Origin of the sequence: Rubrobacter taiwanensis (genome assembly GCF_004337705.1) — a bacterium.
In the GTDB taxonomy this organism is placed as follows: Bacteria; Actinomycetota; Rubrobacteria; order Rubrobacterales; family Rubrobacteraceae; genus Rubrobacter_C; species Rubrobacter_C taiwanensis.
The window spans coordinates 1-23799 of sequence record NZ_SKBU01000025.1; the positions used below are offsets into that span (position 1 = coordinate 1).

Below are 23799 nucleotides of genomic sequence, written 5' to 3' on the forward strand. Positions count from 1 at the left end.
TGAAGACCGTTCCCGCCACAACGAAGGCCAGGATGACCGCCCCGCTGATCAAAAACACCGGCGGGTTGGTGTGCCGCCTGAGATGATCTCCGAGCATGGAAAGAGGATCCTTTCTCGGGTCGCCGTCTTCCCGGAAGATCCTATCACCCTATTGCACCCTCCCCGGCGTTTCAAGCCTCGGGTGGAGGTTTGCGCTCGCAGGGAGGCGTGGTTGGTACACTGAGGGGGTAAATCCCGTGCAGAGAGGTCCGGGTTAGCGGGTCGCGCCATGTTCTGGCCTTCCGCAGAGCCGGGCGGCCGGAGAGGAGGGATCTTGACTGAGAGGCTGGACTTCGAGCACCGCTTCCTGCCGGGCGAGAGCGGGGCGACGCTCCTGCTGCTTCACGGCACGGGGGGCAACGAGGACGATCTGATCCCGCTCGGCCGCGAGATCGGGCCCGGAGCGGCCCTCCTGAGCCCGCGTGGGAAGGTGCTGGAGAACGGGATGCCCCGGTACTTCCGGCGGCTGGCCGAGGGCGTCTTCGACATGGAAGATCTGGTGTTCCGCACGCACGAGCTCGCGGACTTCGTGCGGTCCGCTGCCGCCGAGTACGGATTCGATCCGGAGAGGCTGTACGCCGTCGGGTATTCCAACGGAGCGAACATAGCGGCGAGTCTGTTGCTGCTGCATCCCGGGCTCCTGCGCGGTGCGGTCCTCTTCCGGGCGATGGTGCCGCTGGAGCCCGAAGCGGCACCCGATCTCCGGGGTACCGCCATCTTCATGTCCTCCGGCCGCCGTGACCCCCTCGTGCCTCCGGCCAGCGCCGAGCAGCTGGCAAACATCTTGCGCCGGGCCGGAGCCGAGGTCGTTCTGAACTGGCACGACGGCGGACACGGGCTGGAGATCTCCGAGATCGGGGCCGCCCGCAAGTGGCTCTCCGCAAGGATCGGTGGGGACGGGGAGGGATAGACGACCGACGCGCCCGCTCGAGAACGTAGACCCTGGCAAACGGGAGGCCGGTAGGGTATGAGGCTGGGAATCTTCCTGCCCTCCGGCGGGGCGTGGCTGGATCGGGGTCGGACTGGACCCGGAGGGGATCGCCGGGGTGCGCGGGCGGCTGGAGCGCTTGGGTGAAGAGCTGGGCCGGGACGCCGGGGAGCTGGAGATCGGCACCATCCACCGCTTCAGGCCGGGAGATTCGGCGGAGGCCATGGTCGGGGCCGCCCGCTGCTTCGCGGAGGCAGGGGTGGATCTGCTGATGCTCTCCGCGGCCCCGGTGAACCGGGAGGTGCTGGCCTGGATCTCGGAAGAAGTCGCTCCGGCTCTTGGAGGCGGTCCGTAACCGCCGGGGAACCCGGTTCGGAGAGGTGGCGCGGCGGTTTGCCGGCGAGGCCGTGCTGCGGGTTGGGAAGCGGCCCACCCCACCCGTCCGCGACCGCTCTGAAACCGGCGGCCTGGCCGTTCTTCCGGGACGAAAACCGGTCGAATATCCGATGGCAGGGGCGGCGCGCGGGAGTAAATTCTCTGCAATATCGGAACGGCAAGAGGAGCAGGCTGTGGAGAGCAGAGAGCTGATGGGCCTCTCGGAGGCTCTGGCCGCGGCGGTAGAGAGCGCGGCCGCGAAGGTAGTGATGGTGGACAGCCGGCGCCGGCGGGCGGCGAGCGGGATCGTCTACGGCGAGGATCTGGTCCTCGTGGCGGACCACGCGCTGGAGCGCGAGGAGGACATCACGCTCGGGACGCCGGACGGCCGGAAGCTCCCGGCGGAGGTCGTCGGCCGGAACCCTGCGGCGGACCTCGCCCTGCTGAGGGCCGGGGAGCTCGGGCTGGAGGCGGCCCGGCCCTCGGAGGAGCCCGCCCGGATCGGGCAGCTCGCGCTGGCGATCGGCCGGCCGGCTTCCGACGGGGTGCGGGCGCGGCTCGGGATCATCAGCGCGACCGGCGAGTCGTTGCGGACCGGCCGGGGTCGGCGGCTGGAGCGGTATCTGGGGGCGGACACGGCTCCCTTCCCGGGGCTCTCCGGCGGCCCGCTGGTGGACGCTTCGGGCGCGGTGCTCGGCGTCGTCGTGGCCGGGTTCCGGGGCGTCTCGATCGCCGTCCCGGCCGGCGTGGCCTGGCGCGTGGCCTCCGGGCTGGCGGCGGGCGAGGGGGCGGCCGGGCGCGGGTACCTCGGCATCTTGAGCCAGCCGGTGTATCTGCCGGAGCTCCGGCAGCGCGGCGGGTTGCTCGTCGTGGGGGTAGAGGAAGGCAGTCCCGCCGCCCGGAGCGGGCTGGTGGTCGGGGACATCCTGCTCACCTTCGACGGCAGCCCGCTGCGCGACACCGACGACCTCCAGGGCCTGATGTTCGGCCGGGCCGGGAGCGAGGCCTCCGTCGAGCTCTTGCGCGGGGGCGAGCGGCAGACGGTGCGGGTGGCGATCGGCGAACGCGGCTAGCTTTGGAAGCCCCCGCTCCGACGCGCGTGTTCATAGTGGCGCGGACCCCCGCGCTGGGCGCCGGGCTGCGCGCGATGCTGGCGGGAGGAGAGATCCGGGTGGTCGGCGAGTCGGCGGAGTTGGCCGGACTGCCGGAGGCGGATGTGGTGCTGCTGGCCGGAGAGCTGCCGGAGGAGCCGGAGATACCGGAGGAGGTCGCTCCGGCGCTCCTCTCCGACGACGGATCGGCGGCAGCGGTGCTGCAGGAGCTGTCCTCCGGCGGCTGGGCCCTCGTCTCCCCGGACGCTCCCGCGGAGGAGCTGCGGGCGGCGGTGGCCGCGGCGGCGCGGGGGCTGGTGGCGGTCTCGCGGGAGCTGGCCGGTGTGGTTGCAGATTCCCGGTCGGTAGCGGCCGAGGAGCTGGACGAGCCGCTGACCGCCCGGGAGCTGGAGGTGCTGGACCTGTTGAGCCGGGGGCTCTCCAACCGGGCCATAGCGGAGGAGCTGCACCTGAGCGAGCACACGGTGAAGTTTCACGTGTCCTCTATCTACGCCAAGCTGGGAGCCCGGAGCCGCACCGAGGCCGTGAGCCGGGGCGCGCGCTACGGGCTGGTCTCGCTGTAGGTCTGGGTGATTGGTAAGAGGTGGAAGATGAACGGTGTCGAGACTGAGAGATCTTCGCTCTCCGGTGGTAAAAAGGTGATCATGGAAGTGTTCGAAAACCTGTCTGCCAGCTCCCGGCTTCCGGAGGAGCCGCTGGACGCCTACTCGCGGGTCATCTCCGGGGTGGCCGGGAAGCTCGGTCCGGCCGTAGTGGCCGTGAGCGGCCGGAGGCGGCGGGCCGGCGGGAGCGGGGTCATTATCGGATCCGACGGCACGGTCGTAACCAACAGCCACGTGGTCCGGGGCCTGCGCCAGCGGGGTGGCGGGAGCCTGGAGGTTGCGCTCTCTGACGGCCGGAGCGCGAGCGCCGAGGTGCTGGGCGACGATCCGCCGAGCGATCTGGCCGTGGTGCGCTTTGAGGCGGAGGGCGAGGTGCCGGTCGCGCCGCTCGGGGAGGCGTCCGGGCTCAAGGTCGGGCAGCTCGTGGTCGCCATCGGGGCGCCGCTGGGCTTCCAGCAGAGCGTCACCGCGGGCGTGGTGAGCGCGCTGGGGCGGTCCCTGAGAGGGCCGCGGGGCGGCCGGACCATAGAGAACGTCATCCAGACGGACGCTGCCATCAACCCCGGCAACTCCGGCGGGCCGCTGGCCGATGCCACCGGCCGGGTCGTCGGCATCAACACGGCCATGATCGGCGGGGCGCAGGGGATCGGGTTCGCGGTCCCGGTCTCGGCGGCGTTCCGGCGCGTGATCTTCTCCCTCGTCACCGAGGGGCGCGTCCGGCGGGCATACCTGGGCGTGATGGTGCAGACCCGGCCCGGCGGCGGCGCGGGGGTCGAGAACGTTGCTCCGAACGGCCCGGCGGACGTAGCCGGGGTGAGGCCCGGAGACGTGATAGTTGGCTTCAATGGCAAAGAGGTGCGCAGCTCCGACGATCTGCTCAGCCTGCTGGACGCCGCCGCCGTCGGGCGCGACGCCGGGCTGCGCGTGCTGCGCGGCGGCCGCGAGCTCACCCTGAGCGTGCGCCCGCAGGAGCTGCCCCAGGAGTGAGCGAACACCGTCTCGGAGATGACGCCCGGGCTGGGGATGCTGCGGGTCTGCACCTCGCATCTGGGGGGTCCGGCCGGCACCTGCCCGGGACGGCGCCGGGGCGAGCGTGGAGGAGCAGCGGGTCCTTCTAGGGGATAACCCGGATGCCGGGCTCGGCGGTCACCCAGCCGATGACCGCGGCGAGCTCGCCCCGGCTCTCCAGCGCCCGGACGAGGGCGTTACGCCTCTCTTCCGGGACCGAGATCAGGAGCCCCCCGCTCGTCTGCGGGTCGTAGAGCGGCAGCAGCTCCTCCGGGCTCACCCCGTCCGCCAGGACGTAGTCGTTCAGGTACTCCCGGTTGCTCTTCAGCCCGCCGGGGTAGCAGCCTCCGGCGGCCAGCTCGTCTGCCCGCTCCCAGACCGGGACGCTGCCGCGCCGGACGGCGGCCCCGGCCCCGCTAGCCCGCAGCATCTCCGCGAGGTGGCCCAGAAGGCCGTAGCCCGTCACGTCGGTCGCCGCCGAGACCCCGGTCTCCGACATGGCCTCCGCCGACCGCCGGTTCAGATGCGCCGCCGCCTCTACAGCCTCCTCTATCTCCGCCCCGGAGAGCAGGTCGCGCTTGAGGGCGGTGGTGAGGATCCCGAGCCCGAGCGGCTTGGTGAGCACCAGCGCGTCTCCCGCCCGCGCTCCGGCGTTGCGCACGAGCCTGCCCTCCTCGACCCAGCCGGTGACCGAGAGGCCGTACTTGGGCTCCTCGTCCTGCACGGAGTGGCCGCCGAGCAGCTTCGCTCCTGCCTCCTCTATCTTGGAGCGCCCGCCGGCCAGGATCTCGCGCAGGATCCCGAGGTCCAGCGAGCACGGGAAAGCTACCAGGTTCATCGCCGTCAGCGGCTTACCCGCCATCGCGTAGATGTCTGAGAGGGCGTTGGCGGCTGCGATCTGGCCGAACCGGTATGGGTCGTCCACGATGGGGGTGAAGAAGTCCACCGACTGCAGCATCAGACCGCCGCCGAACGGGAGGTACCCGGCATCGTCCCGGGTCTCTATCCCGCCGGCGAGGCCCTCCGCCGCGAGCCCCTCAAGTACCTGCTCCAGGTCCCCCGGAGCGAACTTGGACGCTCAACCCGCCTTCGTGGAGTATTTCGTGAGCCGGATGCGTGCCCGCTCGTCCATAACCCGAGTATACTCCAGGCCGCCGGGAGGTGAACGCGAAGACGGACTCCCGGGCCGCCTCCCCCTATAATCCGGGTTGCCGTCCGTAACCCGAGAGGAGAACGAGAAGTGAACTTCGCGATGTGGGCGCAGGCGCTGCGGACCATCCCGCGCGTGAGCAAGGCCGAGTGGGACCGGCTGGACGTGATCTCCCGCTGGCTGATCGCGAGCCGCTCCGCGGTGCTGGTTATGACCTTCATCTCGGCGGCCATCGCGGGCATTCTGGCCTTCGCCGCCGGGCTGTTCGACCTCCGGCTGTGGCTGCTGGTGACGTTGGGGCTCGTCATGGCCCACGCCACCAACAACCTCCTGAACGACGTGACCGACTCGCTCCGGGGCGTGGACCGGGGCAACTACTTCCGTTCCCGGTACGGCCCGCAGCCCATAGAGCACGGTCTGCTGACGATGCGCGAGATGCTCGTCTACGCTGCTATCACCGGTCTCGCAGCGCTGGCGGCCGGGATCTATCTCGTCTGGGCGACCGGCTGGCCGACGCTGCTGCTTCTGGCTCTGGGCGCGTTCTTCGTGCTCTTCTACACCTTCCCGCTCGAGTACGTCGGCCTCGGCGAGCCGGCGGTGCTCGTGGTCTGGGGCCCGCTCATGGTCGGGGGCGGCTACTACGTGATCGCCGGCGCATGGAGCTGGAACGTGGTCCTGGCCAGTCTGCCGTATGCGCTCGGGGTGACGACCGTGATCTTCGGCAAGCACATAGACAAGATCCCCGCCGACCGGGAGAAGGGCATCTACACCCTCCCCGTCCTGCTCGGTGAGCGCCTCTCGCGCGGCGCGGCGATCTCGATGATGGCGCTCCAGTACGCATTCGTCCTCTACCTCGTCCTGACCGGCTTCTTCACGCCGGTGATGCTCCTGGTGCTGCTCGCCCTGCCCATGTTCCGCGACGTGCTCAAGGTCTACCTGAAGCCCAGGCCGGAGGAGGTCCCGCAAGATCCCCGGCTCGCCGCGCTCTGGCCGCTGTGGTTCGTGAACTTCGCCTTCGTGCACAACCGCCGCTTCGGGGTCCTCTTCCTCTGCGGCCTCATCCTCGAAGCGCTGCTGCGCGGTGTCCTCTGATGCGCGTCGGCTTCATCGGGCTCGGGATCATGGGCGCTCCCATGGCGAGGAACCTCGCAGAGGCCGGCTACCGGCTCACCGTGCACAACCGCTCGCCCCGCAAGGCCGAGAAGCTCGCCGGAGAGACCGGGGCCGCGATAGCTTCGAGCCCCGCAGAGACCGCCGGGCGCTGCGACGCCATCATCACCATGCTCCCCGGCCCGCCGGAGGTGGAGGCGGTGGCGACCGAGGCGATGGAGAACGCCCGCCCCGGCACCCTCCTTATAGACATGAGCACCAGCTCTCCCGAACTGGCCCGAAAGCTGTGGGAAGCGGGCCGCGAGCGGGGAGTGGGTCTGCTGGACGCTCCGGTGAGTGGTGGAGACGTGGGGGCCGTAGAGGGGAGGCTCTCCATCATGGTCGGCGGGGAAGAGGAGGATTTCCGGCGCGCCCGGCCGCTCTTCGAGGTACTGGGGGAGACGATCGTGCACGCCGGACCGGCGGGAGCCGGACAGATTACGAAGGCCGCAAACCAGGTGGTGGTCGCGCTGGTGATCCAGGCCGTCTCCGAGGCGCTGGTGCTCGGCACGAGGGGTGGCGTCGGGCCGGAGAAGATCTTCGAGGTGCTGGAAGGAGGGCTTGCCTCGAACAAGGTCCTGGAGGTCAAGCGCGAGAAGCTCCTCGGCCGCTCCTTCGAGCCCGGCGGCAAGGTGGAGTTCCACCGCAAGGATCTCGGGATCGCTCTGGAGGCTGCGCGGGAGCACGGGGCCGTGCTGCCGGGTGCGGCGCTCGTGCAGCAGCTGTTCTGTGCGCTGGCGGCGAAGGGGCGTGCGGGATGGGATCACTCGGCGCTGCTGACCCTGCTTGAGGATCTCTCGGAGCGCGGGAACGAGAGACCCTAGAGGGGATCCGATCTTGCTGTGGCCTTCCGGCCCGGAGGGTTGGGGCCGGTGTCCTGCGGACACCCCGTGCGGGCCGCGCCGGGGTCGCCCTCGTATACTCTGTAGCCGGCCTTCCCGGCCGCCTTGGCCCGGTACATCGCCGCGTCGGCGGCGCGCATCAGATCCCCGGGCCGGTGCCGGCCCGGCTCGCCCGCGGCCACTCCCACGCTGGCTGTCAGATGTAGCGTGCGCTCTCCGAGCGTGATCGGAGAGCGGAATGCTTCCAGAACCCGTTCTGCCACCCTGACGGCCCCTTCCGGGGCTGCGACGTCCTCGATGAGGATGGTGAACTCGTCGCCGCCGAGCCGGGCGATCGTGTTCATGGTTCTCATGCGGCCCCGCAGGCGGCGGGCCGCCGTGACGAGGACCTGATCTCCGACCGCGTGCCCCAAGGTGTCGTTGATGGCCTTGAAGTCGTCCAGGTCGATGAAGAGCACCGCTACAAGCCGCGCTCCCCGGCGGGTGCGAGACAGAGCTTGCCCGAGACGTTCCATGAACAGCGTCCGGTTGGCGAGGCCCGTGAGGGGATCGTGGGAGGCCTGGCGGGCGAGGTCTTCCTCGAACGACCGCCGGCCGGTTACGTCCCGGAGGTAGTAAGCTCTGCTGCCGCCCGGCAGGGGCGCGGCGACGGCCTCGAAGTAGCGGAATGAACCGTCGGCGTGTCGTATCGGGAGTACCCGTGAGGACGTGCCGGGAGCGCCCGGCGGCGTGGTGTAACTCTCCCGCTCCACGCGCTCGAAGAATCCGGTCCCGGTGAGGTCTCCGGGCCCGTAGCCCAGCGTTCTCTCGACGGCCGGACTGACGTAGTGCACGGTGGAATCGGGGTTCAGGACGATCAGTATATCCGGCGAGCTCTCCACCAGAGCCCGGCAGAGGGCGGCCGTATCCCGCTGGACGGTTAGCCGGGCCAGGTGCCTCAGCGCCGGAGCGAGGAGCGCGGGGCCCAGGAGCAGCAGGGCGCGCAGCCTGCGGGAGCCCGCGAGCCGCGCAAGACCGCTGCCCGGAGGGCTCACCGCGGCCCTCAGCAAGCCCCCCGGCCGGAGAGCAGGACCCGGCCGGTGCGGGCCAGGAGCACCAGGTCCAGCCAGATGGACCAGTTGCGCACGTAATAGGCGTCTATATCTACCCGCTCGCTGAAGGAGGTGTCGCTGCGGCCGCCTACCTGCCAGGGGCCGGTCATCCCTGGGTAGACCCGCAATATCTCGCTCTGCATAACACCGATGTCCTCCGACTCCCGGGGCAGGTAGGGGCGGGGACCGACCAAGCTCATCTCCCCGCGCAGTACGTTCCAGATCTGCGGGAGCTCGTCCAGGCTGGTGGCGCGCAGGAAGCGGCCGATGCGGGTTACCCGGGGGTCGTTGCGCAGCTTGTGGTATTTCGAGTACTCAGCCCTCCGCTCCGGGTCCGATTCGAGAATCCTCTGGAGTGCCGCCTCTGCGTCGGGCACCATGGTGCGGAACTTGACGCATGAGAAGAGCTTGCCGTTCCGACCGATGCGCTCGGCGCTGTAGAAGACCGGCCGCCCCGACTCCAGCCACACGAGCAGGGCCAGAACCAGTATGAGCGGGAGGACCAGGATGCCCCCGAATAAGGTGGCTGCCAGGTCCATCGCCCGCTTTACGCGCAGGACCGAGGGGTTCAGGAGGTTGTGCCGGATCTCCACCCCGAAGATCCCGGCGAAGTTGCGGGCCACCACCACCGAGTTGGTGATCCCCTCCAAATTGGGGATTACCGTAACGTGCCGGAAGCCGCGGCTCGCCCAGCCGACCAGCCTGGCCAGAGACCGGCGGCGGGTATGGGGCATGGCGAGGATGACCGTGTCCACTCCCCGGTGCCGGACCAGGAGCATGGCTTCATCCAGGCTCTTCTCGTCGGGTATCTCCTCGTACCTGTTGCCCCTTGCCGGAGAGCTCTCGAAGACGGCGACCGGTCTGTACCCCAGCGTCCATTCGCCGGTCAGTAAGGCCGCCACCCGCCCCCCGAACTCTCCGGAACCGAAGATCACGACCGGCTTGCCCCACAGTCCGGACTTCATAAGCAGCCATTTGACGAGGCAACGGGTCGGAGGCGCTAGAATCAGGAGGCCCAAGAACCCCAGGAAGAGCGACAGACGGGAGATCAGGTACCCCACCTGCGCGACGATGGCGAAGACCGCGGTCGTAGCCAGGGTCGCCAGCAGGGCGTAGGTCTGGCGGCGCAGCTCTTCTACCTGGTCCAGGCCGTAGCCCGGGTAGAGGCCCATCAGCGCCCGGATCGCGACCCAGGCCGCAATACCGGGCACTATACCGGCGATCGTGGCTTCCGAGAGCTGCCCGCGGCCCCAGATGCCCTGTAGCGCGAATGCCGCCTCACAGACGAGGAGCGCAAGCAAGACGTCTGAAGAGATCAGCAAGAAACTCACCAGCCGCTGCCTCCAGACTTCCACCCGGCGTCCGGAGAATGGTGTTACCGGGTAGAAACTGGTTCCCGGGAGGCTGCCGGCGGCGTGTTCGGTTCTGGTACTGGCGATGCTCCGAAGACCCATTCTATCCCTGCCCGCCTCGCGAACTCTCTTTTGCCTCTGTATGAGGAAGCTTAGAGATGCCAGCGGCCGCGCACATCGGCTAGGTGGCACATTTAACGCGGGGTTAACGGAACTGCCCGCTCCATCTACGTGCTCCGTGCCGTTCGGGAGCGGCTGGTATTCCCTTTTCGGCTACCAGCGCGTCCTTTTCGTCTCGTGTGAGGTAGCGCCCGTTCTCTTCTCCCGGAGTGGCATTGAAGTCCGCCAGTCTGCTGTAGGCGGTCTTTGCCCACTCGTAACGAGTCGCATCCCCTTCGGGGGTGGGATACCAGTAGGCGTTGTTCTCGCCCCGGTTGTCGTTTGCCGGGTCGAACATTTGGGTGGACCACCCTTGAAGCCAGGCCAGGGCGAAGTGTTCGACCGGATCCTCCGGGTAGTCTTCGGCCAGGATGACGTTGTCGTGGACGTGGATGCCGTGGACGCTGTCCCAGTAGGTTCCTTCACGGTCTATGCCGATCACCGAGATGCCGCCGGCGTTCCAGGCCATTACGTTGCCGTGGATCTCCGTGTTCCTCGAGTTTCCCAGGGATATGGCGGCGCCGAGCCCCCGTTCGGGAGTCCCCCACCCGTTCTCCCACAGCACGTTGTCAAAAATCTTGCCGTACTCAGATATCTCGTAATGGATGCCGCGGCGGGAGTTGTGGTGAATGCGGTTGTTGGAGATGGTGTTATTGGAGCTGTCTATGTCAAACCAGATAGCGTTGCCCCGGTTCGCGTAGAACTCGTTGGAGTCTACCCGCACTCCTTCGGCGTGGGAGGTCTTCAGCCCACCGGCCTCCCACCGCCAGTTAAAATCTTCCGTGTTGTTGTGGTGGATCCTGTTGCCCCGAACTATTTGCCCGCACCCCGTGCTCTTGATGCCGAGTTGTCCACCCCGGTAGATCTCGTTGTTCAGTATCCTGAGCCCCGGGGCGTTGCTGAGGCTGATCACGCCCCCATGCGCGTCCGAGAGCCGGTTGTTCTGCACAGTCCAGTTGGCATACCCGCCATCCAGCCGCTTCATGCGGTTCATGATGGCTCCGCTCCTGCCCTCGTTGGCCGCGTGCCGCATCGTAAATCCGGTGATGGTTACGCCCTCCGCCGCGCCCAGAACCCAATGCCGGCGCACGGTGACTTCTACGAGATGCCCACCTGGGTCCTGGCCGAGAACGACCCTCCGGTCGTCATCCACGGCGAACTCTTCGGGTCCTGGGTTATGCGCTACCTGGAGCAGCGGCTCGCCATCGAAGAATACCTGTTCCGGCCACAGGCAGCGGTCGGTGCCCGGCATACACTCAACGGCCGTCTGCGGAAACTCGGGAAGCCTCTCTTCGCTTCGCCAGAGATTGCTGCGTTCTTCCCAATCGATCCACACTTCGGAACCTCGTATCTCGGAGCCCGGCCGGCCCCGGAGCGTAAGCGGCTTATCGATAACTACCTGCTCGCGGTAGATGCAGGGTTTGGCCTGCACGGTGTCTCCCGGCGCAGCAGCATCTATTCTGGCCTGCAGAGATTCGGTGCAGGTTTCTCCCGCGGAAGTTTGCCCGGATAAAGAGATCCTCTTGGAGGGTTTCTCTTCAGGTGTTGGGGAGCCTTCCTGGCAGCCCGCTGCCAGAAGGGAGCAGACGACCGAAATGCTCAGGAATCTCTGAAGAAACTTCATCGGGATGGCCACCTGCTTGGCCGGTCGGCCGTCTTCTCCGGTGCCCGCTCCGGAGACTGGAAATTACTGTGGCGGCGTATCAAAAGTGCGCCGCCACAGTAGCCCGCCAAGCCCTAGCGCAGGACGAAGAAGGCGTCCACATCTACCCGGGTGCCGCCGGAGGCTGACCTCTTGGTGCCTAAAACCCGGATCTCCAGGGTGTGAACACCCGGTTCGACCGCCGCTGTGAAGACTGCCATCTGGGGTCTGGTGTCGGAGTTTCTGTACAGATCGACGGTGCCTACCCTCACACCGTCGATGTATACCTCGGCCCGGCCACGATCCGGTCCCTTGGGCGCGATCCAGGCCACCTCGCTGCCCGTGAAGGTGAAGGCGGCGCGCTCTCCTGCTGCACCTTCAGCATATCTGAGCGTGCCACCGTAGGCGGTGCTCAAGCTCTGCTGGGTCCAGGTGCCGGCGTAAGCGATGGCAGGGCTAGTCTCCTGATGCCCATCGACGGTAAAGCGGGGGCCGGCGACCCACTCGCTCTGGTTGCCCGCCGCATCGGTGGCCCTCACCCGGAACTGGTAGTCGTTGCCGGGGGAGAGCCGAAGTCTCTTGCTGGTTGCCGTGGAAGACGAAAGTCTTACGTTGGTATAGGCTCCGCCGTTGATGCTGCGCTGCAGCTCGTAGCCGGATATTCCGCTGTCGTCGTCGGTGCCTGCCCAGGTTATGTCCACGGGGATACCGGAAGTTGCCAGCTGGGAGTTCGGCACGAAACTTCCTTCGGGTAGCTGGTCGATGGTAGGTGCCGCGGTATCGGTCCACGGAGTGGTCGTAAAGGACCACGTCGTATCCGCAGCCAGCGAGTTGCCCGCGATGTCCTTGACGCCGGTCGTAAGCCTGGCCGTATAGGTCCTGCCCGCCTCGAGATTCGAGTTCGGGGTCAGGGTAGCCCTGTTGGCGGTCGGATCGTAGCTGACGGTAGAAGCGATCGGGGCTGAGTCACCCTCCCGCGTGAGGATAAAGGTGTTTTCGTTGAGGGTGTCTGCGTCTAGCGCCTCCGTGAAGTCGGCTTCTACTCTGGTGTCGAGCCGCACATTCTGCTCTCCGGCGACGGGGGATGTGCTGTCGACCCGGGGGGGCGTGGAGTCGATGTCCTCTACGGTGATGTTGCGGTCGGAGAACTGGACGAACCCGGCCTGCGGCTGTCCGTTTACCGTGCGGAAGTTGGTCCCCGCGTAGATTCTCGTGAACGAGCTGTCCGGCTTCAGCGTCCAGACGCCGGTGGCGTAGGCGTCCGTGAGTGTACCCCCGCCCCCGCTGGGGGCCCAGTTCTGGTTCAACGCCCCCGTCGAGGCGTCGGCGGCGGCGAAGAAGCGGCGGGGCTGACCGGCCAGATTGATGTAGTGCCCGCCGATGTAGGTTATGCCGTCCAGGACGGTGATGGCCTGGGCGTCGCCGTCGCCCCTGAGCCTCCAGACACGGTTGCCGGTCGTAGTGTCGTAGGCCCGCGCTTCCCCTCCGGGCCCGCCCTCGGCGGTGCAGACGCGCGAAGTCGTCACCCAGAGCTCCATAACACGGCCGTTTGTGTTGACGGCGGTGCGCCAGGGGTCCACGGCGCCGGTGAGAGGGTTCAACGCCGCGAGCCGGCTCCTCGTCTGCCCGGAGATGGAGGTGAAGGTGCCTCCCACGTAGAGACGACTCCCGTCCGGAGAGAACTGCATGGTCCACACCTGGTTGTTGGCGGCAGGTCTCCAGTCGGGGTCCAGCTCACCCGTGGTACCGTCGAGCAGCGCCAGCCGCAGGCGCTCTTGTCCTTGAACTCGCTGGAAGTTGCCCCCGATGTAGACGCCGTTGCCCGAAACGGCGATGGCACGTACGGTGGAACCGGTTCCCGACCGCCACTGCGTGTGAACCGCTCCGGTGAGCGGGTCGAGGGCGGCCAGGCGGTTGCGGGTGATCCCTCCGATCTCGGTGAAGTCCCCTCCGGCGTAGATGCGGCTGCCGTCCGGAGAGGCGGCCAGAGCCGCAACCCGCCTGTTCGCTCCGGGGTTCCAGGAGGTAAGGGCGCCGGTCGTGCGGTCTATGGCGGCGAGGTTGTTGCGGGGGACGCCGTCTACGGCTGTGAATTCGCCGCCTATGTAGATGCGGTTCCCGAGCGGCAGCACGGCCCAGACTATGCCGTTGGTCTGGGGCGTCTTGTCCGGCACGTCGCTCACCTGAGCCGCGGCCGGAGATGCCAGAGCAAGGAGTGCTGCCGCTGCTATTGCCAGAAACGCCGTAATCCGCAGGAAGGTGGTGAGGTTGTGCTCCAGAGTGTGGCGGAGTATCCGCGCCTTATAAATTCCGCTCATCGAAAACCTTTCGGTAGCTTCAGGGAGACCTTAGCCTCCGGAAGATCTCGGTGCATGGGCCGGATGGCACATGTTAGCCGGCCGTCACCGCAGCCAGGCCGAGAGATCTCGCCTCAGGAGTTCTTGAAGGTTCAGAATGTCTTCGCGGAAATACACATCTATCACCCGGCGGCGCATCTCCGGCGCGAGGCCGGGCCTGGTGAGGTTCCGGTTGTGAAGCGCGCTGCCGAGGCGCAGCAGCTGCTGATACCAGGTCCGGGAGAGATGCCGTTCGACGACGGGCCGCAGCCGCCTCAACTCTTGAAGGAGCAGGTGCAGGCTCCTGCTCTTTGGCACCCCGGATGCGTTGTACCTCACGGTTGCTTCCGGAACGAACGTGTCATCTACGCCCAGGAATCGAAAGGTGTCCTGCAGCACGCCGGAAGGATCGGAGTTGAGCTCTTCGTAGAGGTACACCCGGATCTGGTCCCGCTCGAACAGGTCGAAGTACCTTTTCAGCTGAGCGTGGTAGAGTCCTATCTGCACGTAGTGGAAGTCCGGCCACCAGTTCTCGCGGATACGCTCCCCTTCCGCTTCGAGCGCCCGCGAGAAGTCGGGGATCGGCTCGCGGCCGTCCCGGATCATCTGCCTGTAGTGCGAGTAGGCTCTGTCGGCCGGGTTGCGGAGTATGGCGATAAGCTTCATGTCCGGCGCATACTCCTTTATGCGCCGGGCGGCCCGCGCCTGGTAGAGGTAGGAGTGAGAAGCTTCCCCGACGGCCGTTTCGTTCGTGGCTCCCCCGAACAGCGCGTGGTAGGCTCCGGTGTCGGTGATGGCGTAGGGGACGGCCGGTTTTCTGGGACCCGGCCCGCGGAAGCCCGGCTCTTCAACCTCGAAGGCGAAGAACCGCGTGTGCTTCCTGGGACTCATGTAGATTTCCGGGTGCTGGTTCAGGTAGTGGTAGAGCGAGGTCGTTCCGCACTTCGCTGCGCCTATGACGAGGAAGTTGGGTGTCTTTACCGGGGTGCCGACGGTCGCGGCCCGTCTGTCGCTCGTGCTATGGCTCATTTCCTGTTCCTTCTATTGGTCGGGTTTATCCTGAGGCTAGCGTCCGGGATGCTCCTGCGCATCCGCCGGGTGGCCTGGTTCGTCCGGAGCGGCGGGGAGCCCGCCGGTTTCGTCTCGAGGAACCAGGCGTAGGTACGCTCCAGGCCTTCCCTCAGGGGGATGCTCGCCTCCCATCCCAGGCTGCGGAGCTTGCTCACGTCCAGCAGCTTGCGCGGGGTCCCGTCGGGTCTGGTGGTATCGTAGGCGATCTCGCCTTCGTAACCGACCACCTCACAGACCAGCTCCGCGAGCTCCCGGATGCTTATGTCTTTGCCGACCCCGACGTTCACGGGCTCGTTGCCGGAGTAGACCTCCATCAGGTAGACGCAGGCGTCTGCCAGGTCGTCAACGTGCAGGAACTCCCGGCGAGGAGTGCCGGTCCCCCAGACGGTTACGCTCGGTGCATCCCGCACCTTTGCCTCGTGGAACTTTCGGATCAGGGCCGGCAGCACGTGGCTGGTCTCAAGGTCGAAGTCGTCCCCCGGGCCGTAGAGGTTGGTCGGCATGGCGCTTATGAAGTCCGCGCCGTGCTGCCGGCGGTAGGCCTGGCAGAGCTTGATCCCGGCTATCTTGGCCACGGCGTATGGTTCGTTCGTGGGTTCCAGGGGGCCGGTGAGGAGGTATTCTTCCTTTATGGGCTGGGGTGCGAACTTGGGGTAGATGCAGGAGCTGCCCAGGAACAGGAGCTTCCTCGCGCCGTGCCGGTATGCGGCTTCTATCGTGTTGAGCTCTATGGCCAGGTTGTCCCGCAGGAAATCCGCCGGATAGGTGCTGTTGGCCAGAATGCCTCCGACTCTGGCCGCCGCGAGAAAGACGTACTCGGGTCTCTCCGACGCGAAGAACCCGTCCACCTCCCGGGCGTCCGTGAGGTCGAGTTCATCCCGGCTACGGGTCACAAGGTTCTCGTAACCTGCCGCGCGCAGCCGCCGCAAGATCGCCGAGCCGACGAGGCCCCGGTGTCCGGCGACGTAGATCCTGCTCCCCCGGTTCACAGCGCCGCCGCACCTCTGAACGCGACTATGTGTCCGGCCTCGGTCAGGGTCTTCTCCTGGCGCGCCAGCTCGAGGTCGCACTCCACCATCCTCCTGACCAGCTCGTCGATGTCTACCCGCGGCTCCCAGCCCAGCTTCTCTCTGGCCTTGAGGGAGTCGCCCTGCAGCGCCTCGACCTCCGTGGGGCGGAAGTAGCGGGGGTCTATCTCGACGTGCCGTTCCCATTCGAGGTCCAGGTAAGAGAAGACCTTCTCCGCGAACTCCCGGACGGTGTAGCTCTTGCCCGTGGCTATGACGAAGTCTTCCGGCTCGTCTCTCTGAAGCATCAGCCACATGGCCTCGACGTAGTCTTCGGCGTGTCCCCAGTCGCGCCGGGCATCGAGGTTGCCGAGGTAGAGCTTCTCCTGGAGGCCTAGCTTTATGCGGGTCGCTGCGCGGGTGATCTTGCGCGTGACGAACGTTTCGCCGCGCCTCTCGGACTCGTGGTTGAAGAGTATCCCGTTGGCGGCGAAAAGGCCGTAGGCTTCCCGGTAGTTCACGGTTGCCCAGTAGGCATATACCTTGGCTGCGGCATAGGGGCTCCTCGGGTAGAAGGGTGTTGATTCCGACTGGGGAGGCGGGGCGGCTCCGAACATCTCCGAGGTTCCGGCCTGGTAGAACTTTATGGTCTGGCCCGAGGCCTCTTGCGTGTCCCGGATAGCCTCAAGGAGCCTGAGCGTTCCCAGGGCGTCGGCGTCGGCCGTGTACTCGGGCTGCTCGAAGGAGACCTTCACGTGCGACTGGGCGCCCAGGTTATATACCTCTTCGGGCATTACCCGCTGCAGAACCCGCCGGAGACCCGCGCCGTCGGCGAGATCTCCGTAGTGAAGGAACATGCGAGCCTCGGGGTCGTGGGGGTCCCGGTAGAGGTGGTCTATCCTGTCTGTGTTGAACACCGAGGCCCGGCGGACTATGCCATGCACCTCATAGCCCTTGCTCAGAAGCAGCTCCGCCAGATAAGAGCCGTCCTGGCCTGTTATGCCCGTGATGAGCGCTCTCTTGGTCATTCAAACTCCCTTGTAGGCGGCTTGATGCGCGGTATCCGGCCGGGACTCGTCCTCCAGCCAGACCGAGAGATCTCGTCCTATGAGGTTTTGAAGCCTCAGGATCTCCTCCCGGTACCCCTCAAGCAGTTCGCTGCGGATCGCCGGATCGAGGCGCGGCGGCCGGGCGAGGAGCCGGCTCTGGATGCGCTGGCGCATCCTGGAGGCGAGGGGATAGACTCTGGAGTTCGCCGTGAAGTTCTCCAGGAAGGTTGAGGCCATCCTGTCCATCGCTCTGATCGCGGCGCGGGAGACCCTGCCACCGGGCAGGGCGGACGGATTGTGCTTTAGAGAGGTATCCGGCACGAACGAGTCGCCCACCCCGAGAAAGCGGAGTACGCTCCGGGTTACGCCGACGGGGTCGCTTCTCAGCTCCTCGTAGAGCCAGACGCCCACCCTCTCCCGGCCGAATAGCTCGTAATAGCGTTCGAGCTGGGCGTGGTAGAACCCCCGGCTGCGGTAGTGGAAGACGTAGTGCCAGTCGTTCCGTATCCGCTCCTCCTCTTCCCGGAGCGCCCGGGCGAAGTCGGTGAGCGGCTCTCCTCCGTACCGGACGGCGTTCAGGAAGGCCGAGTAGGCCCTGTCGGCCGGATTGCGCAAAAGAGCTACTATCTTCGCCTCCGGCACGTACCTCTTTATGCGCCGGGCGGTTCCGGGGACGTAGATGTACAGGGGAGATGCCTCGCCTATGGCCGCCTCGCCGGTGGCTCCCCGAAAGAGAGCCCGGTACTCATCGAGGTTGGAGAATCTCGGAGCTCTGCGGTGATGCGGGTCGCCGAACTCCCCGGGGATGACCTCGCCGCCGGGGGTAATCTCGTAATTGAAGAAGCCCGGCTCTTTGACGGGGCTCATGTAGATGTCCGGGTGCTGCGCCAGATAGTGATAGAGGGAGGTAGTCCCGGCCTTCTGCGCCCCGATTATGAAGAAGTTGGGCAGCGTCATCGGGCCGCTCCGTTCGGACACCCGGTCTGTGGCGGATGAGCAACCGGGTGTCGCAGGCCCAGCAACTGGAGCAGGAACAGGGCTACGAACCTTGGGTTGTGTTTGGCATAGCGCTTCCACAGCCGCCGGGGGTCCATCGCCAGCCTGAACGCCCACTCCAGACCCGCCCGCTGCATCCAGCGCGGCGCCTGGCGCACCCGGCCCGTGTGAAAGTCGAAGGCCGCTCCGACCCCGAGCATGACCGCGGGGATGCGTCCCTTGTGGGCGGCCATCCACCGCTCCTGCTTGGGGCATCCTATGCCCACGAACAGGATGCGCGCTCCCGAGGCCGCGATCTCCCGGGTCACCGCTTCGTCTTCTCCGGGAGTCAGCGGCCGGAACGGCGGCGCGATCCGGCAGGCCACCCGGAGGCGAGGGTAGCGCGACCGCAGCTTGCGGTCGAAGGTGTCCAGCAGCTCCGGTGTTCCGCCGTACAGGCCGATCGGCACGCGCTCGCGCTCTGCCCGCTCTATTACGCAGGTGATCAGGTCGGCCCCCCGCACCTGGGTTGCGTCGCCCACCCCCAGGCTCCGCAGCGCCCAGACCAGGGGCTGCCCGTCCGGGGTGACCAGATCCGCGCCGTTTACCGTCTTCCGGAACTCCGCGCAGTCGAACGTCTCCATGCACATGTGCACGGTCGAGACGCACACGTAAGCGGACCTTCCCTCCTTCGCCCACCTTACCACCCGGCGGGAGGCATCCTCGTAAGAGGTGGCATCCACGCGCATCCCGAGCACGCTTCGCGAAGCTAAGGCCTCGCTCTCGCCTTTAGAACCCGCCGGGGTGCGTTCGGCAAGATCACCCTTCCCGTTTTCCAGTATCCGTTCCGCCATAGACTGCTCCCAGCAAGCCCGGGGATAACATCACGCTCTCAGTCGGATGTTAGAAAGGCGGCGGGAAGGACACATCGGCCAACCGGCACATTTCAGGTTCGCGCTTCTGCCTGGCCGGCGGCCGCCTGGTAGATCTCCAGCAGCATCTCGTAGTTACGCTCTGCGGTGTAGTTGGCTTCGAACTCGGCCCTGGCCTCCCGGCGCATCCGGGCCAGTTCCTCCGGACGCTTCGAGATGCGCTCTATCTGAACGGCCAGGTCTTCCGGGTCGCCGGGCCTGAAGCGGAGGCCGGTTCGGCCGTGGTCGATCAGCGAGGACATGCTGCCCAGGTCGCTGGCGACAACCGGGAGCCCGACGGCGTAAGCCTCCGCGATTACCATGGGGAACCCCTCGTACCACACCGAGGGGAAGATCAGGGCCCGGGCCTCTTTCATCAGATCGAGCACCCGGTCTTTGGGCTGCCTGCCCAGCCACGCTACCTCCCGAAACCGTCCGGCGACTTCCGCTACACGGGCTGCCAGCGGCCCGTCTCCTACGATCTTGAGGGGCACCCTCGTCCGGAGCCGCTCCCAGGCCGCGAGCATCGTCTCCACGCCCTTCTCCCGCGAGAGGCGGCCGACGAAGAGGGCGTACCCACCTCTCCCGTCTCCCGTTCCGGGGTCGGGTTCGATGAAGTTGGGCTTGGTCGCGATCTTCTCCGCCGGCAGCCCTCCCTGGACGAACTTCTGCCGGGCGAACCCGGTAAGGGCAACGTACATATCTACCGCCCGGGACCACGTGCCTGCGGCGCGGTGGGAGGCCAGCATTGCGGCGACCGCTGCGCTCGACGCCCTGCTCTCCCGGTAGCAGGCATGCGCTACCCCCGGCCAGGTAGCCTTGCGGCCCAGGCAGTCCTCACACACTCTTCCCTCGCGAAAGAAGAGGGCGTTGGTGCAGAGCAGGCGGTAATTGTGCAGGGTCTGGACGACCGGCACCCCCTCCGCCCGCGCGGCGTAGTAAGCCGCGGGAGAGATGAGCGGGAAGGTGTTGTGGAAGTGGGCCACCTGGGGCCGTTCGCGGCGGATCAAAGCCCGCAGCTCCCGGTAGACCGCTCCGTTCCAGATCGTAGTCCGGAGCAGGCCGGCCCGGCTCATCTTAGCTGCCCGGTCGTTGTGCATGACGTATCGCGACACGCGGTGGCCGCGCGCCTCCAGAAGCTCGCCCTCAGCGGCGAATACCTGGTCCTCGCCGCCGGGCTGCCGGTAATGGTTGTGCAAGAAGAGCACCGGCGTACTCCGGCTTGACAATTTGCCTCCTCATAACGCCGATAAAGACAAGGACTACACCGAAGAAGACAACGTACCAGGACCATGCGAACGTGGACACGGAGAACACGGAGCGCACGCTCAGCACGGCCATCACGCCCAGGCACTCGAACCAGAGCAGGCGGTTGGTCGGGGTCCTCATGGCATGTGAACGGAGCTTAAACAGCCAGAACCACGTTACGGCCAGAGCTGTGGAGAAGAGAGTGAGGCCTACCAGCCCCGTGTCCAGCAGGATCTCTATCCAGAGGCTGTGCACGGTGGAGACGCTGTCTCCCAAGGCCGAAGCTAGAACGTACCTCCCTCCTGCATAAGCTCCATATCCCTCCAGCAGCCTCTCCTGCACGGCCTGAAGGCTCACCTCCCAGTACGTGGCTCTCCCCGTGAGGTTGGTGATGCTTTCGTCGCTCTGTCCCCTTCTCATGAACTCGTACGCCAGCTCACTGTACTGCGTGGCCATGACCGCGCCCAGCAGGGCGCCCGCCGCGGCCAGAAGCGCGAACCGGCGGCTCACGATGAGAACGGCCATGACGCCCACTGCGAAGGCCAGTATCGGCGAGCGGCTCTGGGTGATCACCATCGTGATCAGGGACAGGACGAAGATCGGTACGTAGAGCAGCCTGGAGCCCGACCCGAGCAGGAGCCTCGCAAACGCCACGACTCCCATGAGGGCCCCGAGCTGACCCACTCCGTTCGCCGATATCCCCGGGAGGACGCCCTGGATCGAGAAGCCCAGGATTCCCGTCGTGCTCCTGTAGTCTCGCATGATTGCGTACTCGGGCCAGAGGAGGATGCCCAGATAGACGCTGGCTGTCAGCAAGAACAAGAGGAGCCAGTTGAAGTCGAAGAGTTTCTTCAATGCCATTGAGCGTTTGTGCGGGTCTTCCAGCGACAGGTTTATCAGCGACGCTGCCAGAGCGATGAGCACCAGCATCGCGCCGTATTCGACCGATTTGTAGAGCGTGCCGGCGGGCGATACCGACCATAAGGTCGTGGCCGTTGCCCAGAGAGAGAAGAGGAAGAACACCCCCAGTGCGCCCGCCCCCAGCTCCGAGGACAGGGCGAACCTGTATCTGGAGCTGAGAGCCAGGATCAGGAATACGCCGAGAGCCAGGAAGGCCAGGCGCACCAGGTTATCCGTTCCCATCTGGTCCACCGAATAGCGCGGAACCCGGGAGATACTCCACACCGAGGCGGCCACCAGCAGGCAGGCCCACGCCACGTACAGCCAACGGAAGGACGCGATCCCGAACGGCGGGCGGGTGGCCCTCCACACGACCAGGAAGATGCCGGGCAGCCCGAAGAGCAGGACCATCGACACCAGCAGAGCCAGGGTCACGATGTCGTCGGTCAGGTTCGAGAGCAATGTTTGTGTCCTTCCGGTACGCCGGCTTCCGCGTTGTTTCTACGGAGTGATCTTAGGAAGCGGGAGCACCCGGCACATCGGCCAGGCAGCCTATTTTCAGGTCCAGAACCGACCTCTAACCCCTCCAGACAGACCGCCGCCAGGCTTGCAGCCTGGTGTCGGGAGCGTGTCCGTCCTCTGCGGATTTCAGGTAGGCGTCATAAGCCGCGAGGCGGGTCAGGGCCAGGGCCTCTGATCTGCTCAGCGCGAGATCCGGCTGCCCGGAGAGGTGCTCTACCGCGTAGCGCGCCGCATCCAGAGGGGCCCGGCGGTAGATGAGAGCCGAGGTCTGGAGGATGTAGAAGGCCAGATCCAGGTATGGGAACCCCTCCAGCGCGCCATACTCCCAGTCGATCGCCCGCAGCGCGCCGCCGGTGCCCCTGAGCAGGTTCCACGGGGCGAAGTCACCGTGCTGGATGACGACCGGCCACTCCCTTTCGGCCAGGGTTCGGAGCCAGGGCTCCGGTTCGGTCGGCCCGGACCCGCGCATGCGACATACCCACGGGTGTTCGTCCAGAGGCATGGGAGGGGAGAGGACGAGCGAGTCCAGCAGGCGGGTCGAGCCTTCCGGCGGGGGCAGAGCGGCGGGCAGGGCTCTGCCCCCCACGGCGCTTTGCAGCAGGGCCAGACCATCTCCCAGCGGACCGAGCTTCACCGGTTCCGGCCCGATATCCCCGGGAAGGTTGGATAGCACGCGCCATTCCTGCCTCAACCGCCTGCGAGCGGCCTCCGTCCCGGCGTACTTCAGGTAGCCCAGCACCCGGCCTTTTCCGTCACGCAATTGCGCTGTGATCTTCTGAGCCGGACCGGGCGTACCCATCAGAACGACCACGGAGGCCGGTCGGGGCAGCGTTCCCCGGACGAACTCTCCCAGCGGCCAGCCGCTCGCAGCGGCCGTGCGCACCTCTTTTAACCTCGCGGCAGCCCCGAGCCGGAGCAGGAGCCGGTAGAGCCGGGCCTCCGGCCGGGAGGCAGGGTAGAGCGAGCTCTGTTCCCAGCGCTGGAGGGGGCGCTGCGCGGGCAGATACAGCCGCGGGTTTCTCCAGTCGGGCAGCGCCAGCACCGGCGTCCCGGGCGGGAAGAAGGAGGACCAATCCATGCTCACCGGCCCGGCTCCGGCGAGACGCTCAGCTTCCGGGAGGACCGCAGCCGCCGGTAGAAGACGGCCACCAGCACGGCCGTGAGAATCTGGGATGCCAGGAGCCCTATCGCCGCACCGGCGACGCCCCAGAGGAAGATTAGGCCCGTCCCCAGGGTTGCCGCCGCTATCGCGGGGATCGCGTAGGAGAGAAGCAGCCAGTCGGGGCGTTCCAGAGCCCTGACGGAGTAGCCTACGACCAGCTTTACCCCGGCGAACACTACGGAGAGTCCCAGCAGCCAGAGCAGGCCGGCATACTCCGTGTACCGCCCTGCGTACAGCCAGGTGACCAGCGGTTCGTGGAAGGCTCCCAGCAGCAGCCAGTAAGACGACAGCCCGAGCGTGTAGAGAATCAGGGCCGAGCGTACCCGGGAGCCGAACGCGTCGTGACCCCTGTCTCTGGCCCGGACGAGGGCCGGCAGGAGAAGGTTCGAGAGAGCCCAGCCGAACTGCAGCACGGGCCGGATCAGGTTCATCAGCGCCCTGAAGGAGGCGCCGGCCGCAAGCCCGCCATAGAGGGGAAGGACTACGTAAAATATGTTCTGGGGAACCCAGTTGAGGGCATTATTCGGCACCGACCACCTGCCGTAGCTCCAGTGCTCCCGAAGGGAGCTGCGGAGCAGATCGCCGCCCCGCAGGGGCGGGAGCTTCACGCGCAGGCGCACAGCGAGCCAGATGCTGACCGCCAGGCTGCTGATCCCCATCACGCCGAGGGCGGAGACCGCCGAGAGCCAGCCGCTCCGGTACAGAGCGTAGGCGCCCGCGAGCATCAGCGCCATGTACCAGGCGCTGCCCGAGGCCGCTAGATGCGGTTCGAAGCGCGCGTAGCACGCCCGGCGCATGAGCCAGAGGAGGAGGATGAAGGGCTCGGTGAGCGCCAGAGCCAGCAGGGTTGCGGAGAGCACCGTCGAGCCCCACAGCGCAAAGCCCAGCCCGGCCAGCAGCAGGGCGATGCTCCCCAGAGCGACAAGGGCGAAGTGGCCGTAGACCAGAGCCCCTAGGTACTCCGGCAGGCGCTCCTTGTACTTCCCCGGACCGAAGACCAGCATCGGTTCCAGAAGAGTCGCCTGGTGTACGCATCCGACGAACAGGAAGATGGCGAAGGCCAAACCGAACGCGCCGTACTCGTAAGGCGTGAGCCAGCGGGCCAGGAGAATGTTCACGGCGAAGTTGGAGGCGGCGAAGAACCCCTGGTCCATCCCGGCCCAGAGCCC

General features: G+C 66.7%; 21 protein-coding genes. 7 read left to right on the forward strand and 14 right to left on the reverse strand.

All coding sequences use genetic code 11. The annotated features are described in order from the left end of the window. The first annotated feature begins 313 nt into the window (after nt 1-313). The 5 genes from E0L93_RS12740 (at nt 314) to E0L93_RS12760 (ending at nt 4043) form a co-directional block, all read left to right on the forward strand. A complete protein-coding gene (locus tag E0L93_RS12740; protein WP_243638228.1) occupies nt 314-949 on the forward strand; it encodes an alpha/beta hydrolase in 636 nt (211 codons plus the stop codon). Between the two features lie 136 nt (nt 950-1085). Further along, entirely contained in the window at nt 1086-1322 is a 237-nt protein-coding gene (locus E0L93_RS12745) for a hypothetical protein (protein ID WP_132692465.1), read from the forward strand. A 214-nt stretch (nt 1323-1536) separates the two neighbouring features. Next, on the forward strand, nt 1537-2415 hold the full coding sequence (locus tag E0L93_RS12750; RefSeq protein ID WP_165874359.1) for a S1C family serine protease: 879 nt from the start codon (nt 1537-1539) through the stop codon (nt 2413-2415). A 2-nt stretch (nt 2416-2417) separates the two neighbouring features. Continuing rightward, nucleotides 2418-3017 (forward strand): response regulator transcription factor, encoded by a 600-nt coding sequence (locus tag E0L93_RS12755; RefSeq protein WP_243638229.1) that lies wholly within the window; start codon nt 2418-2420, stop codon nt 3015-3017. 81 nt (nt 3018-3098) lie between these two features. After that, a complete protein-coding gene (locus tag E0L93_RS12760; RefSeq protein ID WP_132692467.1) occupies nt 3099-4043 on the forward strand; it encodes a S1C family serine protease in 945 nt (314 codons plus the stop codon). A gap of 127 nt (nt 4044-4170) precedes the next feature. Here E0L93_RS12760 and selD read toward each other — a convergent pair whose 3' ends face one another. After that, the gene (selD, locus tag E0L93_RS12765; RefSeq protein WP_132692468.1) at nt 4171-5196 is read right to left on the reverse strand and encodes a selenide, water dikinase SelD; all 1026 of its coding nucleotides are present in this window, start codon (nt 5194-5196) and stop codon (nt 4171-4173) included. Nucleotides 5197-5304: 108 nt separating this feature from the next. Here selD and E0L93_RS12770 point away from each other — a divergent pair, with 108 nt between their 5' ends. Further along, nucleotides 5305-6306: a prenyltransferase gene (locus tag E0L93_RS12770; RefSeq protein ID WP_207890485.1), complete on the forward strand. Its 1002-nt coding sequence runs from the start codon at nt 5305-5307 to the stop codon at nt 6304-6306. Further along, nucleotides 6306-7187, forward strand: a complete 882-nt coding sequence (locus E0L93_RS12775) for an NAD(P)-dependent oxidoreductase (protein WP_132692469.1) — start codon at nt 6306-6308, stop codon at nt 7185-7187. Before E0L93_RS12770 ends, E0L93_RS12775 begins: the two co-directional genes overlap by 1 nt. Here the strand turns inward: E0L93_RS12775 and E0L93_RS12780 are convergent. From E0L93_RS12780 to E0L93_RS12840, 13 genes are all read right to left on the reverse strand, one after another. Then, on the reverse strand, nt 7184-8239 hold the full coding sequence (locus tag E0L93_RS12780; protein ID WP_165874360.1) for a sensor domain-containing diguanylate cyclase: 1056 nt from the start codon (nt 8237-8239) through the stop codon (nt 7184-7186). The genes E0L93_RS12775 and E0L93_RS12780 overlap by 4 nt on opposite strands. A gap of 8 nt (nt 8240-8247) precedes the next feature. Further along, nucleotides 8248-9627, reverse strand: coding sequence for an undecaprenyl-phosphate galactose phosphotransferase WbaP (gene wbaP, locus E0L93_RS12785; protein ID WP_165874361.1), 1380 nt, complete (start codon nt 9625-9627; stop codon nt 8248-8250). 226 nt (nt 9628-9853) lie between these two features. Next, the gene (locus tag E0L93_RS12790) at nt 9854-11059 is read right to left on the reverse strand and encodes a right-handed parallel beta-helix repeat-containing protein (protein WP_165874362.1); all 1206 of its coding nucleotides are present in this window, start codon (nt 11057-11059) and stop codon (nt 9854-9856) included. A 485-nt stretch (nt 11060-11544) separates the two neighbouring features. Further along, nucleotides 11545-13767, reverse strand: a complete 2223-nt coding sequence (locus tag E0L93_RS12795) for an Ig-like domain-containing protein (RefSeq protein WP_132692473.1) — start codon at nt 13765-13767, stop codon at nt 11545-11547. Between the two features lie 84 nt (nt 13768-13851). Then, nucleotides 13852-14814, reverse strand: coding sequence for a sulfotransferase family protein (locus tag E0L93_RS12800; protein WP_132692474.1), 963 nt, complete (start codon nt 14812-14814; stop codon nt 13852-13854). After that, nucleotides 14811-15845, reverse strand: coding sequence for a GDP-L-fucose synthase (gene fcl / locus E0L93_RS12805; protein WP_132692475.1), 1035 nt, complete (start codon nt 15843-15845; stop codon nt 14811-14813). The genes E0L93_RS12800 and fcl overlap by 4 nt, the downstream gene beginning before the upstream one ends. Continuing rightward, entirely contained in the window at nt 15842-16891 is a 1050-nt protein-coding gene (gmd, locus tag E0L93_RS12810) for a GDP-mannose 4,6-dehydratase (protein ID WP_132692476.1), read from the reverse strand. The genes fcl and gmd overlap by 4 nt, the downstream gene beginning before the upstream one ends. Next, complete coding sequence (locus tag E0L93_RS12815; protein ID WP_132692477.1) at nt 16892-17869, reverse strand: sulfotransferase family protein; 978 nt, start codon at nt 17867-17869, stop codon at nt 16892-16894. After that, a complete protein-coding gene (locus tag E0L93_RS12820; protein WP_132692499.1) occupies nt 17866-18636 on the reverse strand; it encodes a WecB/TagA/CpsF family glycosyltransferase in 771 nt (256 codons plus the stop codon). The genes E0L93_RS12815 and E0L93_RS12820 overlap by 4 nt, the downstream gene beginning before the upstream one ends. Nucleotides 18637-18833: 197 nt before the next feature. Continuing rightward, complete coding sequence (locus tag E0L93_RS12825) at nt 18834-20006, reverse strand: glycosyltransferase (RefSeq protein ID WP_132692478.1); 1173 nt, start codon at nt 20004-20006, stop codon at nt 18834-18836. Further along, a complete protein-coding gene (locus E0L93_RS12830) occupies nt 19945-21381 on the reverse strand; it encodes an O-antigen ligase family protein (protein WP_132692479.1) in 1437 nt (478 codons plus the stop codon). The genes E0L93_RS12825 and E0L93_RS12830 overlap by 62 nt, the downstream gene beginning before the upstream one ends. A 142-nt stretch (nt 21382-21523) precedes the next feature. Next, a complete protein-coding gene (locus tag E0L93_RS12835) occupies nt 21524-22552 on the reverse strand; it encodes a phosphotransferase (protein WP_132692480.1) in 1029 nt (342 codons plus the stop codon). Then, nucleotides 22549-23784, reverse strand: a complete 1236-nt coding sequence (locus tag E0L93_RS12840) for an MATE family efflux transporter (RefSeq protein ID WP_132692481.1) — start codon at nt 23782-23784, stop codon at nt 22549-22551. The genes E0L93_RS12835 and E0L93_RS12840 overlap by 4 nt, the downstream gene beginning before the upstream one ends. Nucleotides 23785-23799 lie beyond the last annotated feature (15 nt).

Coding starts and splice junctions, on each gene's coding strand:
- E0L93_RS12800 (WP_132692474.1), bottom strand. CDS start 14,814: ATGAGCCATAGCACGAGCGACAGACGGGCCGCGACCGTCGGCACCCCG.
- E0L93_RS12815 (WP_132692477.1), bottom strand. CDS start 17,869: ATGACGCTGCCCAACTTCTTCATAATCGGGGCGCAGAAGGCCGGGACT.
- gmd (WP_132692476.1), bottom strand. CDS start 16,891: ATGACCAAGAGAGCGCTCATCACGGGCATAACAGGCCAGGACGGCTCT.
- E0L93_RS12840 (WP_132692481.1), bottom strand. CDS start 23,784: ATGGACCAGGGGTTCTTCGCCGCCTCCAACTTCGCCGTGAACATTCTC.
- E0L93_RS12790 (WP_165874362.1), bottom strand. CDS start 11,059: ATGCCGGGCACCGACCGCTGCCTGTGGCCGGAACAGGTATTCTTCGAT.
- E0L93_RS12820 (WP_132692499.1), bottom strand. CDS start 18,636: ATGCGCGTGGATGCCACCTCTTACGAGGATGCCTCCCGCCGGGTGGTA.
- E0L93_RS12760 (WP_132692467.1), top strand. CDS start 3,099: ATGGAAGTGTTCGAAAACCTGTCTGCCAGCTCCCGGCTTCCGGAGGAG.
- E0L93_RS12795 (WP_132692473.1), bottom strand. CDS start 13,767: ATGAGCGGAATTTATAAGGCGCGGATACTCCGCCACACTCTGGAGCAC.
- E0L93_RS12775 (WP_132692469.1), top strand. CDS start 6,306: ATGCGCGTCGGCTTCATCGGGCTCGGGATCATGGGCGCTCCCATGGCG.